Annotated in this window: 15 protein-coding genes; all 15 read left to right on the top strand. The window is 42.9% G+C overall.

Features of this window, described 5'->3' with window-relative positions; all coding sequences use genetic code 11:
* Window positions 1-63: 63 nt before the first annotated feature.
* The 15 genes from CLHUN_RS07815 to flhA all read left to right on the top strand — a co-directional run bounded on the left by CLHUN_RS07815 (window position 64) and on the right by flhA (window position 13,903).
* Window positions 64-1,656 (top strand): flagellar hook-length control protein FliK, encoded by a 1,593-nt coding sequence (locus CLHUN_RS07815; protein WP_080064026.1) that lies wholly within the window; start codon window positions 64-66, stop codon window positions 1,654-1,656.
* 22 nt (window positions 1,657-1,678) lie between these two features.
* Window positions 1,679-2,578 carry a flagellar hook capping FlgD N-terminal domain-containing protein gene (locus tag CLHUN_RS07810; RefSeq protein ID WP_080064025.1) on the top strand — a complete coding sequence of 300 codons (900 nt, stop codon included), beginning with the start codon at window positions 1,679-1,681 and terminating at the stop codon, window positions 2,576-2,578.
* A 13-nt stretch (window positions 2,579-2,591) separates the two neighbouring features.
* Complete coding sequence (locus CLHUN_RS07805) at window positions 2,592-2,993, top strand: TIGR02530 family flagellar biosynthesis protein (protein WP_080064024.1); 402 nt, start codon at window positions 2,592-2,594, stop codon at window positions 2,991-2,993.
* A gap of 108 nt (window positions 2,994-3,101) precedes the next feature.
* Window positions 3,102-4,463 carry a flagellar hook protein FlgE gene (locus CLHUN_RS07800; protein WP_080064023.1) on the top strand — a complete coding sequence of 454 codons (1,362 nt, stop codon included), beginning with the start codon at window positions 3,102-3,104 and terminating at the stop codon, window positions 4,461-4,463.
* Between the two features lie 128 nt (window positions 4,464-4,591).
* Complete coding sequence (locus tag CLHUN_RS07795) at window positions 4,592-4,792, top strand: flagellar FlbD family protein (RefSeq protein WP_080064022.1); 201 nt, start codon at window positions 4,592-4,594, stop codon at window positions 4,790-4,792.
* Between the two features lie 77 nt (window positions 4,793-4,869).
* Window positions 4,870-5,379, top strand: coding sequence for a flagellar basal body-associated FliL family protein (locus CLHUN_RS07790; RefSeq protein WP_080064021.1), 510 nt, complete (start codon window positions 4,870-4,872; stop codon window positions 5,377-5,379).
* A gap of 12 nt (window positions 5,380-5,391) precedes the next feature.
* Window positions 5,392-6,378, top strand: coding sequence for a flagellar motor switch protein FliM (fliM, locus tag CLHUN_RS07785; RefSeq protein WP_080064020.1), 987 nt, complete (start codon window positions 5,392-5,394; stop codon window positions 6,376-6,378).
* Between the two features lies 1 nt (window position 6,379).
* Window positions 6,380-7,585, top strand: coding sequence for a flagellar motor switch phosphatase FliY (gene fliY, locus CLHUN_RS07780; RefSeq protein WP_080064019.1), 1,206 nt, complete (start codon window positions 6,380-6,382; stop codon window positions 7,583-7,585).
* Between the two features lie 37 nt (window positions 7,586-7,622).
* Complete coding sequence (locus CLHUN_RS07775; protein WP_080064018.1) at window positions 7,623-7,985, top strand: response regulator; 363 nt, start codon at window positions 7,623-7,625, stop codon at window positions 7,983-7,985.
* Window positions 7,986-8,191: 206 nt separating this feature from the next.
* Window positions 8,192-8,707, top strand: coding sequence for a flagellar biosynthetic protein FliO (locus CLHUN_RS07770; RefSeq protein WP_080064017.1), 516 nt, complete (start codon window positions 8,192-8,194; stop codon window positions 8,705-8,707).
* Window positions 8,685-9,485 carry a flagellar type III secretion system pore protein FliP gene (gene fliP / locus CLHUN_RS07765; protein ID WP_080064016.1) on the top strand — a complete coding sequence of 267 codons (801 nt, stop codon included), beginning with the start codon at window positions 8,685-8,687 and terminating at the stop codon, window positions 9,483-9,485. Before CLHUN_RS07770 ends, fliP begins: the two co-directional genes overlap by 23 nt.
* Window positions 9,486-9,594: 109 nt before the next feature.
* Window positions 9,595-9,864, top strand: coding sequence for a flagellar biosynthesis protein FliQ (fliQ, locus tag CLHUN_RS07760; protein ID WP_080064015.1), 270 nt, complete (start codon window positions 9,595-9,597; stop codon window positions 9,862-9,864).
* A gap of 45 nt (window positions 9,865-9,909) precedes the next feature.
* Complete coding sequence (gene fliR, locus CLHUN_RS07755) at window positions 9,910-10,698, top strand: flagellar biosynthetic protein FliR (protein ID WP_080064014.1); 789 nt, start codon at window positions 9,910-9,912, stop codon at window positions 10,696-10,698.
* Window positions 10,699-10,730: 32 nt separating this feature from the next.
* A complete protein-coding gene (gene flhB, locus CLHUN_RS07750) occupies window positions 10,731-11,855 on the top strand; it encodes a flagellar biosynthesis protein FlhB (protein WP_080064013.1) in 1,125 nt (374 codons plus the stop codon).
* 23 nt (window positions 11,856-11,878) lie between these two features.
* Complete coding sequence (gene flhA, locus CLHUN_RS07745) at window positions 11,879-13,903, top strand: flagellar biosynthesis protein FlhA (protein ID WP_080064012.1); 2,025 nt, start codon at window positions 11,879-11,881, stop codon at window positions 13,901-13,903.
* Window positions 13,904-13,927: the final 24 nt, after the last annotated feature.

Below are 13,927 nucleotides of genomic sequence, written 5' to 3'. Positions count from 1 at the left end.
CAGGTCAGACTGCACTGTTACTAAATATTATTCGTTACTTGATTATTGAAAGGAGGTGAGAAAATGATTTCATATAATAATACCAACTATCTGGTTGCACAGACTTCAGATATGGCAGCTCTTGATCTGAAGTCAAAAACCGTCCAGGACAACAAGACCTCGGATTTCAGAGCCGTATTTGACAGGGCTGTGAGCAGCGGCAGCAGCGCCAGGACTACTGAAAGACCTGCCATAAAAGCTGAACGTGAAGCCCCCGGAAATACCGATTCTCAGGTAAAGTTCAAATCCTACAGAGATCTGAAGCCTGTACAGACAAACAACTCCGGTTCCGGTGAAAAGGCCGCGGTGAGCGAGGCTCAAACAAAGCCCGCCGCAGAGGCAGGTAAGGAGGAGCTTGGAAAAGTTGAAGGCGATTCTCTGAAAGATGATGAGCAGATAAATGTTCTTGCTCAAATGCTGGGAATATCCCCTGCGGAACTTGTAAAGCTTTCTGAAAAACTTGGCTTTTCCGCCGAGGACCTGAGCAGTAATGTTAAGCTGGGGCAGTTGGCTGAAAAGCTGGGTGACTTGCTTCAACTGGATAATACACAAAAGACTGCACTTTCCGGTTTGGTACAGGAAATAACAAAGCAGTTGGCTAAAGTGGATAACAAGGTTGCAGATAAGCCCCAGGCAGCAGCGGATGTAAAGGCGGAGCAGGTTATTTCCGGCTCGGACTCAATTGAAGCTGATTTTTCAAAGCTTGCCGAAACTGTCAAGGCAAAATTGGATGAACTGCTTCAAGCTGCAAAAGCTGAACCTCAGACCACTGCTGCGGAGGTGGCAAAAGTCATTGAAGCCATGAGGGCTCAGGCACTGAACAGGGTTTCCCCCATTACCCAGGAGAACGGGACAGCCACAGCCGGAACCTCAGCCGAAGAGCTTGCAGGGGAGGGCATACTGCAGCAGAAGGTGGCAGTTGTTGATGAAAAGGCAGACAGCAAATACCTGGACAAATCCGGAGAGGACAGCAAGGAAACCGGGGCTTCCGTCACTGATGCAGCACGGGATTTACCGGCAGAAGTTAAAAATGTTTCTGTGCAGGTGGGCACAAACGCCCAGCAGAATCCTCAACAGCAATTTATGCAGGCTTTAAATGATTTCAGGGCTATTGCCAATAATCAGACAGAAGCTGCGAAATCCACATTTGCAATGCCTCAGACCATAAAGACAGGCGAGTTGCTGAACCAGGTGGTGGAGCAGGCCAAAGTGGTCATAGGCCCGGACAAGACCGAAATGGTCATACACTTGAAACCTGATCATTTAGGAAAGCTTGAACTGAAGGTGGTAACAGAGCAGGGCATAGTGGCTGCAAAATTTGTTGCAGAGAACCAGCAGGTAAAGGAAATAATTGAGACAAACATGCAGCAGCTTAAGGATTCACTGCAGAAGCAGGGAATCAATATTGAAGGTGTAAGTGTTCAGGTAGGACAGGAAAAAAAGGAGCAGTTCCAGAATAATTCCTTTGGCAGCAAGAACGGCACAACGGGCGCAAAGCGGGGAATTACTTCGGCCGTGCCGGTAAATACCGGTATAAGGGGAACTATCATGGAGAATCTTCCGGAAAGGCTTGCCCAGTATTCCTATGAAACCAGCACCATTAACCTGACAGCATAAAACAAAACGAGGAGGTGAAAAAATGGCAGCAACCAACGGCATATCCGACTACAAGACAATTGAACAGATAATTCAAAGTACAAAGGAAAATCTGGCAGCTACCAGAAAAACCGGAGGAGATCTCGGAAAGAATGATTTTCTGAACCTTTTGGTTACACAGCTCAGATATCAGGACCCTTTGGAGCCTACCGACGACAAGGCATTTATTGCACAGATGGCGCAGTTCAGTTCTTTGGAGCAAATGCAGAACATGAACGGCGTAATGACAAATTCACAGGCCTTCAGCCTTATAGGCAAGGATGTTACTGCAAGTATTACCGACCCGAAAACCTTTGACGTCAAAACAGTTACAGGGCTTGTATCCACCGTCAGGGTAAGCAACGGCAAAACCTACCTGATGATAAACAACCAGCAGGTGGAAGCCGACAAGGTAGTTGAAGTAAATGATAATATTTACAACACCAACACCAACCTTGCTGCTTATACAAATCTTATCGGCTTCAAAGTAAGAGGTGCGGTTTATGATTCCTCAAACGGTGAATACATTTATTTAAGCGGTAATGTAAAGGAAATCCAAAAGGGTACACATGAGGACTATGCAGTGATGGATGATGTTACTGTAAATGTAGCTGAAATAACAGGTGCAACCTCGGCAGATCCGAACTTTATGAAAAATTACCTGGAAACCAACAAGGGCAAGCAGGTCAAGCTTACAATAAAAGATCCGGATTCCGGATACAGAGTTCCTGTTACGGTAACCTTGAAGGATTACAGCATCGATGAAAGCACCGGAAAGATCACTGCAACAGTTAATGATTTGTACGTATCTGTTTACAGTGTATCAAATATCCAGAAGCAAAAAGAGGAAAGCACCGCAGGTGAAGCAGGCGGCGAAAATACCGGAAGTACAACGGGAAATTGAAAGAAGGTGAATAATGGTCATTAATAATAATTTTCAAAACAGAATAATTAATTCGCCTTTATCCACCGGAAAAGTCCAGACAAATGGAGTCAGGAACAACAATACAAGCAATTCCGGCGTTGGTTTTGACAGTATCCTGCAACAGGCAATAGACAAAAGCTCCGGGGTAAAATTCTCAAAGCATGCCGAGATGCGGATGCAGGCAAGAAACATTGATCTGACACAGACTCAAAAGGACAAAATCAACAGTGCGGTTTCAATGGCACAGCAAAAAGGAGTCAAGGATTCATTGGTGATACTGGACAATATGGCTTTTGTAGTAAATGTTCCGAGCAAGACGGTCATAACAGCGGTAAATAACAATGAATTGAAAGAAAATGTTTTCACAAATATCGACGGTGCAATATTCGCATGACCAATGCAAGGCAATATCGGCTGGACCCTTACGGGAAGCTGAAAGGTTCCTGAATGACGGACGGAACCATACTAAGAACCTTATATATACAAGGGGGTCAATTTAATTATGATGAGATCTATGTTCTCTGGTGTTTCAGGCTTGAGAGCCCACCAGACAAAAATGGACGTTATTGGTAATAACGTGGCAAACGTAAATACCTTAGGCTTTAAATCAGGAAGAGTAACCTTCCAGGAAGTATTCAACCAGACACTCAGAGGTGCAGGTGCACCTGATGCGGCGTTGGGCAGAGGCGGTACCAACCCTATGCAGATTGGTCTGGGTACCGGTGTGGGAGCTGTTGACACTATGATGACAAGGGGAAGTTCACAAAGAACGGATAACCCCACCGACCTTTCAATCGAGGGAGAGGGCTTCTTTATAGTGAAAGGCTCAAATACCGACAGCTTTAAGTTTACAAGAGCAGGAAACTTCGGACTGGACAAGCTGGGCAATCTTGTTTCAGGAAGCGGTATGAATGTGTATGGCTGGATGAAATACACTCCTCAGCCCGACGGCTCTGTAAAGTTTGACACCGAGGCTGAAATCAAGCCCATTAACCTTTATACCGACATAGACAACGGCAATAAGAGGGTTATTGCGGCAAAAGCTACTGAAAACGCTTTGTTTGCAGGAAATCTTGATTCCGGCTTGCCTGTCAATACCACGGCAGACGCAGTACAGTTCACTGTTCCGTTTACCGTGTATGACAGCCTTGGAAATGCCCACGAGCTGGCTGTAAACTTTACAAAGACAAAGACAAACCCTGGAGATACAACGGCAGATCCTCCGGTGCTGTCAACAACCGAATGGACTTATACCATTTCTTCAAAGGACGGCAAGGGTACCTATGATGCAGGCGGAAGCTCCACAATAAAGTTTGATTCCAAGGGAAAGCTGGTTACTTCAGACGATACCATGCCGCCTGAGATAAACCTTTCGGTAGATCCCGACGGTACTGCCAATGATTCAGGTATAGATCCGTTCACTATAAAGCTTAACTTTAACAGCATGACCATGTTTGCAGCCGACTGTTCTGTCAAGCCTACAAATGTTGACGGGTATTCCACAGGAAACCTGGTTACCTTCAATATAGGCTCCGACGGTATGCTCACAGGCATATACAGCAATGGACAGCAGCAGCCGCTGGGTCTCATAGCTCTTGCCAGCTTCTCCAATCCTGCAGGTTTGCAGAAGGTGGGAGATAACCTGTTTATTACCTCCACCAACTCAGGAGAGTTTACAAAGGGAGTACAGGTAGGCTCAGAGGGAGTGGGAACCTTAAGTCCGGGAACGCTTGAAATGTCCAACGTAGACCTTTCAAGAGAATTTACCGACATGATTGTCACTCAGAGAGGCTTCCAGGCAAACAGCAGAATTATTACAACATCCGACGAAATGTTACAAGAACTGGTTAACCTGAAGAGATAAGAATTAAAAACTACTACCGTGGAACATGGGTAAAACCTAGGTCCATGGTAGTAGTAAAAGTAATGTATTTAGTCTTATTTTGTAAGTTTTACGGAATTTATCTATTGTCTTTTTGGAGTAAAAATATTATGATAAGATTAACTAAGCTTAACAGGTCCTCCTTTGTGTTGAACTGTGAACTGATAGAAACTATAGAGAGTACTCCGGACACCGTTATATCTACTGTCAACGGCAAGAAGTATGTGGTTACAGAGTCTGTTGAAGAGGTAGTGGACAGGGTGTTACAATACAAAGGCAGAATTGCCGGAATAAAAGAAATTTCGACTTAATTTTTAACATAGGAATTATATTTTAGACGTGAATATCCTAGGGATATTGGCGCTAAAACATAAAGGGGGATACAATTTTGGAAGGAAAAAGCAGTTATTTTATTTTACTGGTTATTGTGGCGTTTCTTTCAATATCACTTGCTTTCCTTGCTATAGGATATTTCTTTTTCGACAACAAGGGTTCTACAGGAGAAAAAGAGGTTGTTCTGGTTACTGAAAAGGTACCTACGGATGATGAGCTTGCCAACAAGGTTATATTTGAAAAATCAAATTTCAATTTGAAAAAGACAGACCCCAAGCAGGTTGCGGTTATTGTTCTGAGCGCAAGCATGAAGCATTACAAAGAAGTTGAAGGTATGAAGGCAGAAGCAATAACTGCGAAGATTGACTTCTATAATAAAGAAATCAACTCTGCAATAGGAACTTACTTCCAGGGTCTCACACTTGAAGAGGTAAGTCAGAGCGATGCCAAACAGAAAGCGTCTGAGGATTTAAAGAAGAAGATAAATGAAATATTGATGAATAATGACAAAAAGGCTAGCCCTCTTGTTTACTCCGTTGTTTTTGATTATTGGTTTTATCAATAGGAGGTGAGCTGATTGGGAGATATATTATCCCAGAATGAGATTGATGAACTGCTGAAAGCTCTCACTACAGGTGATATAGACGTCCAGCAGATTCAGACTACTAAAACCGAAAAAAAAGTAAAATTACACGACTTTAAGAAGCCGCCGAAGTTTGCCAATGACCATAAACGAACCCTGCAGTTCATAAATGAAAACTATGCCAGGTTGGTGCAGTCTTTTTTATCAGGGTACTTAAGGTCGCTGGTGCAGGTGGACGTCTTGTCGGTAGATGCGCTGCAATACAGTGAGTTCAGCAATTCACTGGCAAATCCGGTGGTGTTGGGTATTGTGGATTTCAGTCCGCTGAACGGCTCTCTTATTTTTGAAATGGACCCCAGCATAGCCTATGCCCTGATTGACAGGATATTGGGCGGCAGAGGTTCTGCCATGGAAAGAATAAGATCCTTTACCGAGATAGAACTTGCAATTCTTGAAAGGATTATTATACAGATTTTAAATTTAATGAGGGAGCCTTGGGAAAGTATTATTTCCATAAAGCCAAGGCTTGAAAAGATTGAAACCAATGCTCAGTTTGCTCAGATTATCCATCCAAATGAAATGGTAGCTCTGATTACATTAAATGTGGTAGTCGGAGAGGTTAAGGGTATGATTAACATATGCATACCGCATATGACGGTTGAACCTATAATGCCAAAGCTGAGTACGAAGCTCTGGTTCACAAATATTGAAAATGAAAAAACTGAACACAACAAGCAGGATATTGAGTTCAGAATTGAAAATACATTAGTTCCGGTCAGGGCTGTTCTGGGCAGAACAGTGATAAATGTCGGTGAGTTCCTTGATCTTCAGTCCGGGGATGTGCTGCCGCTGGAGACCAGTATAAACGGCGACCTGGAAGTGCTGGTGGGAGACCTGCCCAAGTTTTTAGCCAAGCCCGGTGTCAAGAAAAATAAAGTTGCGGTTAAAATTACCGAAGTGATTAGAAGGGAGGAAGAGTAGAATGGGAGATATGCTGACACAAGCAGAAATTGACGCTTTATTGAACGGCACTTCCTCTTCGGAAGAATCTACAGATAATGTTGGAGGCGGCAGCCCCGCTGATGTCCTGTCAACTCAGGAAATAGATGCTTTGGGAGAAATCGGAAATATAAGCATGGGAACTTCTGCTACCACATTGTTTACCCTGTTATCCCAGAAAGTGACCATTACCACTCCAAATGTATCAATAACAACATGGGGTGAGCTTTCCCAGAGTTACAATTCACAGTATGTTGCCGTCAAAGTTGAATATACCGACGGATTAATCGGAAGTAACCTTCTAATCCTTAAACAGGATGATGTAAAAATAATTACTGATTTGATGATGGGTGGAGAGGGTACTATAGCGGACGGTGAGCTTACCGACCTGCATTTAAGTGCCATAAGTGAAGCCATGAACCAGATGATAGGTTCTTCGGCAACTTCCATGTCGTCAATGTTTTCAAAAAGAATTGACATCTCACCTCCGAGGGCGTTTGTTGTAAGTTTTGGAAACGGCGATCCTTACGGGGAATTTGAAATGGATGATGTGCTTGTAAGAATTGCTTTTAAAATGGTAGTAGGTAACTTGATTGACAGTGAGATTATGCAACTGCTTCCGATGAAGTTTGCCAAAGAGCTTGTAAGCAGCCTTCTCAATTCCTCCAAGCCCAAAGCGGCTCCTGAGCCTGAGCTGCCGCCTGTATCCCAGGCAGTTCCTCAGCCTCAGCCTGCAATGCAGCAGCCGGTGATGCAACAACCGCCTGTGCAGCAGCAAATGATGCAGCAGCAAATGATGCAGCAACCGCCAATGATGCAGCAGCCAATGCAGGGTTACGGTTATGACGCGGGTTACCAGGAAATGCAAAGGCCAAGAAATCCGGTCAGCGTACAGCCTGTTCAGTTCCAGGCTTTTGATGACGGACTTTCTGCGGCGGAAAAGAAAAATATAAGCCTTATAATGGATTTGCCTCTGCAAGTGACCGTTGAATTGGGAAGAACTCAGAAGTTGATAAGAGACATTTTAGAGTTCGGATCAGGTTCCATAATTGAACTTGACAAGCTTGCAGGAGAACCAGTTGACATATTGGTAAACGGAAAAGCTATTGCTAAGGGAGAAGTTGTAGTAATTGATGAGAGCTTTGGTGTGAGAATTACAGATATAATTCATCCATCAAAACGATTATAGTTTTAGAAAATCAACTAATAGTTAAGGAGAGAGCGTTATGGGGAAAAGTATATTAATTGTTGACGATGCAGCATTTATGAGAATGATGATTAAGGATATCCTGTCCAAGAATGGCTATGATATCGCAGCGGATGTTGACAATGGTTTAAAAGCTATAGAGAAATATAAGGAACTTACTCCCGACTTGGTTATTATGGATATAACAATGCCTGAAATGGATGGTGTAACAGCCGTCAGAGAAATAAAGAAAATACATAGTGATGCAAAAATAATAATGTGCTCAGCTATGGGACAGCAGGCTATGGTTATTGAATCAATACAAGCAGGAGCAAGAGACTTCATTGTTAAGCCATTCCAGGCAGACCGCGTTGTAGAGGCGGTTAAAAAAGTAATAGGTTAATGCAGCGTGAAATGCATTAAATGAAAATATCCTGCTAGTTGCTATAAATTTATATGGCTCGGGTTTTCCTGCTGTATGATTTTTGTTAGATGACTGCAGGATATTTTGTAATGATGAACTTTTAACCTAAAGTGTTTGTTGAGTAATAACAGCCTGAAATCTTATCAGAAAACCGGTTTGACTTTTTTATATATCAGGAGGGTGAGATGGAAGGGATTTTTAAGTATTTCACTGTTTTGCTGGCTTTTGTGGTTGTTATGGCAATATTGCTTTTAACAACAAAATATCTGACCTATAAGTCGAAGAAAATGATGAAGGGCAATCATATGCAGATTGTAGAATCTCTCAGCCTTGGAGTTAACAGCAGGTTACACCTGGTTAAGGTTGACAGGGAGTTTTTAATACTGTCTGCAACCAACAAGAGCGTGGAGTTTCTGGCCAGGGTCAATATAAGTGATTACGAAGAGGAAGAGATTAAAAACCCAATTTCGGAGGTTATGGATTTCAAGGTAATCCTGAAGAAATATATAAGCGGGTTTAATTTCGGAAACTCTTCAGCAGCGGGAAACTCAAAAACGGAAGAAACTGCTGCCGGCCCAAAACCGGAGGAGGCAGCCTTAACTGATAATCATAAGTTCAAAAACAATCTTGAGAGACTGAAAAACATAACCAACAGTATGAACGATAGACGGGGACAAAATGAAGAAGAAAACAAGAATTAAGAAGTTTATCTTTATAACATGTATCTTGGTAGTGGTTTTTTGCCTTATGATCGGGCGTGTTATGGCCGAGCCCAACATTTCAGTAACCCAGGGCGGTATAAGCATCGGTGCTTCCGACAATCCCAAGGAAGTATCCTCAAGTATCCAACTGCTGCTGCTGCTGACGGTATTGTCCGTGGCTCCGTCCATTCTTATAATGATGACCGGCTTTACCAGAATTATTATTATCCTGTCATTTTTAAGAAACGCGCTGGGAACGCAGCAAATGCCTCCAAATCAGGTTTTAATAGGACTTGCGCTGTTTATTACCTTTTTTGTAATGAGTCCGGTTATTTCAGATATTAATCAAAACGCTTTCCAGCCTTATTCAAAAGGTGAAATAACCTCTCAGCAGGCTATTGAAAAGAGCTCGGGAACCATTAAAACCTGGATGGTAAAACAGATTTTCAGCAATAAAAGAGAAAAGGATCTGGCGCTGTTTATGACTCTTGGAGGCCAGAAGGAGCCCATCAAGGTTCAGGAGGCATCCAAGCTTTCACTGTCAATAGTGGCACCTGCCTTTTTAATCAGTGAGCTTATGGTGGCCTTCAAATTCGGATTTTTAATATTTTTGCCATTTTTGATTATTGATATTGTAGTTTCAAGTACATTGATGTCTATGGGTATGATGATGCTTCCTCCTACCATGATATCTCTGCCTTTTAAAATACTGTTGTTTATTTTGGTGGATGGTTGGTCCATGCTGACCCAGTCCATTGTTGTGAGTTTTGCCCGGTGATGTTGCTTTTTTACAGCCGGGCTCAGCCGGTTAGGGGTTCTTTAATTGGGTAATATATAGTAAAAACAGACATTTTCAATAAGTGGGTTTGTGCAGCGGGAGGGTTAAAATGGACGAAAGCGGTATCATATACATCGCACAGGGAGCCTTGAAAATAGTAATATATGTATCGGCTCCGGTTTTGCTCATCAGCATGATTGTAGGCCTTTTGGTAAGTATTTTTCAGGCTACCACACAGATTCAGGAGCAGACTCTTTCCTATGTTCCCAAGATTCTCTCGGTTGTAGCTGCCATTGCGCTGTTCGGTTCGTGGATGCTGAGGGTTTTGATAGAATATACCCAGAATATTTTTACAAATATGAACCAGTTTATTAAATAGGGAAGCTCGATTATACATTTGTGCCGCAGCAAAAGGGAGGCTGGCATGCAGATTCCGTTTGATATGTTTCTCAACAATATAGAGCTGTTTCTTCTTATTTTTGTGAGGATGACAGGTTTGTTTGTAACCGCTCCCATATTCGGAAGAAGGAATATTCCCGTATACTTTAAGATCGGCTTTGCATTTACAACTGCTCTTTTGATGGCAAATGTTGTTCCGGTGGGGCAGGTGCTGGATACCGGAAACTTTATGATATATGCACTGTATATTATCAAGGAATTTCTGGTGGGAGTAGTGATAGGCTTTGTGGCATATGCGGTGTTTACAAGCATTTATATTGCCGGACAGATAATTGATATGCAGATAGGCTTCGGTATGGTAAACGTGCTGGACCCTCTCAGTAACATACAGGTGCCTGTTACTGCAAACCTGTATTATATGATGGCAATGATAATATTTCTTGTTACCAACGGCCACCATATGCTTATTAAGGCCCTGTACCAGAGCTTTAGCATAGTACCGCTGGGAAGTGCCGTCATAGGCCCAGGCATGGTTGATAATATAGTAATAGTATTTAAGAACATGTTTTCAGTGGGTTTTAAGATAGCCGCCCCTATTGTGGCAGCAGTGATAATTACGGATGTGGTGCTTGGTATTATTTCCAAAACCATACCGCAGATGAATGTTTTCGTACTTGGTATGCCCCTGAAGGTATTTTTAGGACTCATTGTTGTTTTGCTCACAATTCCGGCTTTCATTTATATTGTGACAATGCTGACCGAAGATATGAATCTTGAGATTTTCAGATTTATCAGGTCAATGGTGCCAGGGTAAGGATTAACCGGTGGTAACTCCAGGAGGACTGAATGACGAGCTTGGTTAAGGAACAAAGCCTGAAGCTGAATTATCAGCTATTTGCCGGCGGCGGAGACGACAAAACTGAAAAGGCCACTCCCAAGAAAAAAAGTGATGCCAGAAAAAAAGGCCAGGTATTTCAAAGCAGAGAAGTGTCAGCCTCGCTGGTATTGGTTTTAATGATCGTGTCCATGAACGCTTTTGGTTCCATAATATACGGGCAGTTGTCCACATATATAAAGAAGGCGTTTACAGAATATTTGACTAATAAGGATGCCATAGACACCGGTATTCTTGCAAAATTGTTCATTGACGGTGTTATAGTCCTGGCGAAGACATCACTGCCCCTGCTGCTGATTGCACTGTTTGCAGGGCTGATTGTGGGATATGCCCAGGTGGGAATCCTTTTTACCCTTGAGACTTTGAAGCCTCAGGGCAACAGGATAAACCCCTTCAGTGGATTTAAAAGGATATTTTCCATGAGATCCATTGTTGAACTGGTTAAGTCCATTATAAAGATTTTAATTGTTGCCGGAGTTGCATACTCCTATTTAAAATCTAAGTCCAATGAAGTTGTGGCGCTTATGAATGCCGACCTGCGGGATATCCTTTCTTTTATAGGAAGTGCGGCATTTGCGGTGGCACTGAGAATATGCATTGCAATGATTCTGGTGGGTTTTTTGGATTATCTCTACCAGAGGTATGATTATGAAAAAAGTCTCAAGATGACAAAACAGGAAGTCAAGGAAGAATTCAAGCAGTTGGAGGGTAATCCTGAGATAAAATCCAAAATAAAGCAAAAGCAGCGTCAGATGTCCATGAAGAGGATGATGCAGGAGATACCCAAGGCAGATGTTGTAATTACCAACCCCACCCATTTTGCAGTAGCAATAAGGTACGAGGCTGAAAAGTCCAGCGCACCTTATGTGATTGCCAAGGGACAGGATTATATAGCGTTGAGAATAAAGCAGCTTGCTGCTGAAAATAAAGTTCAGATTGTTGAAAACAAGCCTCTGGCCAGGACTTTGTACAGTACAGTGGATATTGGACAGCCCATTCCGCCCGAACTATATCAGGCGGTTGCGGAAATTCTTGCCTTTGTCTATAATTTGAGAAGCGGCGGCAGGGCAGGTTAGACTTTGTTTAAGGGGGACAAAAATTGTCTAGGTTAAATAACTTTTTTATACCAATAATAATTATTATCACAATATTAAACCTTATTTTGCCTATCCCGCATATTATGCTGGACTTTTTGCTGGCAATAAACATAATTCTGGCTGCAATTATAATGCTTAATACCATTTATTTAAAGACAGCGCTGGACTTGTCCATATTTCCCACGCTGATAGTTGTTACAACAATATACAGATTGTCCCTGAATGTTACTGCCACCAAGCTGATATTGTCGGAGGGTGAGGCCGGAGAAGTAATCAGAGGCTTTGGTTCCTTTGTGGGAAGAAACAATCTGGTTGTGGGTTTCGTTATATTCTTTATCATAATGATAGTTAACTTCCTGGTTATAACAAAGGGTTCGGAAAGAGTTGCAGAAGTTGCTGCCAGGTTTACTCTGGATGCAATGCCCGGAAAACAGATGGCCATTGATGCCGACCTGAATACTGGTCTCATAAGTGAAGCTGAAGCAAAGGAAAGAAGAAGGAAGATTCAAAGGGAAGCTGATTTTTATGGTTCCATGGATGGTGCCAGCAAGTTTGTAAAAAACGATGCCATAGCAGGCATTATAATTACCTTTTTGAATATAGCAGGCGGTTTGATAATAGGTGTAGTTATGAGGGGGGAGGAAATAACCGAAGCCCTTAACAACTATACCATTTTGACTATTGGAGACGGTTTGGTCAGCCAGCTTCCGGCATTAATGCTTTCGGTGGCCACTTCCTTCATTGTCACAAGAGCCGGCGCGGAATCGGATCTCAACAAGGACTTTATAAGACAGTTGTTCTACAACCCGAAGGTTTTATATGTTTCTGCGGCATTAAGTGCAGCCATGGCACCGTTTTTGACTCCCGTACCGTTTTTGATTCTGGCAGGGGTACTGGTGTTTGTGGCGTACAAGGTAAAGCAGTTGCAAAAGGAGGCTGTAATTGATGAGGAAGTCCAGATACAGGAAAGCGAAGTTGAGGAAATCAGAAAGCCGGAAAATGTTGTTACCCTTTTACAGGTTGACCCTATAGAATTGGAATTCGGCTATGGAATCATTCCTCTGGCTGATGCCAACCAGGGCGGGGACTTGCTGGACAGGGTGGTGCTTATCAGAAGACAGCTTGCACTGGAGTTGGGAATGATAGTTCCGGTAATCAGGCTAAGAGACAACATACAGATAGGACCAAACGAGTATATCATTAAAATAAAGGGCTCGGAGATAGCAAAGGGAGAGCTGCTGTTTGACTACTTTATGGCCATGAACTCAGGCGGGGTTGAGGAAGAGCTTGACGGTATAAAGACAGTTGAACCCGCATTCGGCCTCCCTGCCATCTGGATTCAGGAAGGACAAAGAGACAAGGCGGAAATGCTCGGATACACCGTGGTAGATCCCCCGTCAATTATTGCCACACACCTGACCGAGGTAATAAAGAAGCATTCTTACGAATTACTTGGCAGGCAGGAGGTACAGACACTTGTTGACAATATCAGGCAGACCAACCCTGCAATTGTTGACGAACTGGTACCCAAGCTCATGGGTATCGGAGAGATTCAAAAGGTACTTGCCAATTTATTAAAGGAGAATGTATCCATCAGGGATATGGTTACCATAATGGAAACTCTGGCGGACTATTCGCCCATGACACATGATGTGGATATGCTTACCGAATACGTGAGGCAGGCGTTGGGAAGGTCCATATCACAGAAGTTCTTTAACGGGAACTCAAATGTTATTACAATAGATCCGAAGGTGGAGCAAATGATCATGGACGCAATACAAAAGACTGAATTTGGTTCGTATCTGGCTCTGGACCCTGCTGTGAGCAATACTATAATAAATAATGTTTCAAGAAATGTTCAGAGGCTGATGCAGCTTGGCAACCAGCCCATCGTGCTGGCTTCACCCATAGTCAGGTTGTATTTTAAGAGACTTACGGAGAATGTTATTCCAGGATTGATTGTACTGTCGTATAATGAAATTGATCCGGCAGTGGAAATACAGTCCATTGGAACTGTCAGTGTTTAGAACGGGCGGCTTATGCTGATTCAT

The organism is Ruminiclostridium hungatei (genome assembly GCF_002051585.1).
GTDB lineage: Bacteria > Bacillota > Clostridia > Acetivibrionales > DSM-1351 > Ruminiclostridium > Ruminiclostridium hungatei.
The sequence above is the reverse complement of the archived record's forward strand: the minus strand, read 5'-3'. Positions and strand labels throughout refer to the sequence as shown.

Excerpts from the sequence above, each read along its gene's own strand:
- CLHUN_RS07800 (WP_080064023.1), top strand. The coding sequence starts at position 3,102 with ATGATGAGATCTATGTTCTCTGGTGTTTCAGGCTTGAGAGCCCACCAG.
- fliR (WP_080064014.1), top strand. The coding sequence starts at position 9,910 with ATGCAGATTCCGTTTGATATGTTTCTCAACAATATAGAGCTGTTTCTT.
- CLHUN_RS07775 (WP_080064018.1), top strand. The coding sequence starts at position 7,623 with ATGGGGAAAAGTATATTAATTGTTGACGATGCAGCATTTATGAGAATG.
- CLHUN_RS07795 (WP_080064022.1), top strand. The coding sequence starts at position 4,592 with ATGATAAGATTAACTAAGCTTAACAGGTCCTCCTTTGTGTTGAACTGT.
- CLHUN_RS07805 (WP_080064024.1), top strand. The coding sequence starts at position 2,592 with ATGGTCATTAATAATAATTTTCAAAACAGAATAATTAATTCGCCTTTA.
- fliQ (WP_080064015.1), top strand. The coding sequence starts at position 9,595 with ATGGACGAAAGCGGTATCATATACATCGCACAGGGAGCCTTGAAAATA.
- CLHUN_RS07770 (WP_080064017.1), top strand. The coding sequence starts at position 8,192 with ATGGAAGGGATTTTTAAGTATTTCACTGTTTTGCTGGCTTTTGTGGTT.
- CLHUN_RS07815 (WP_080064026.1), top strand. The coding sequence starts at position 64 with ATGATTTCATATAATAATACCAACTATCTGGTTGCACAGACTTCAGAT.
- fliP (WP_080064016.1), top strand. The coding sequence starts at position 8,685 with ATGAAGAAGAAAACAAGAATTAAGAAGTTTATCTTTATAACATGTATC.
- fliY (WP_080064019.1), top strand. The coding sequence starts at position 6,380 with ATGGGAGATATGCTGACACAAGCAGAAATTGACGCTTTATTGAACGGC.
- CLHUN_RS07810 (WP_080064025.1), top strand. The coding sequence starts at position 1,679 with ATGGCAGCAACCAACGGCATATCCGACTACAAGACAATTGAACAGATA.
- flhB (WP_080064013.1), top strand. The coding sequence starts at position 10,731 with ATGACGAGCTTGGTTAAGGAACAAAGCCTGAAGCTGAATTATCAGCTA.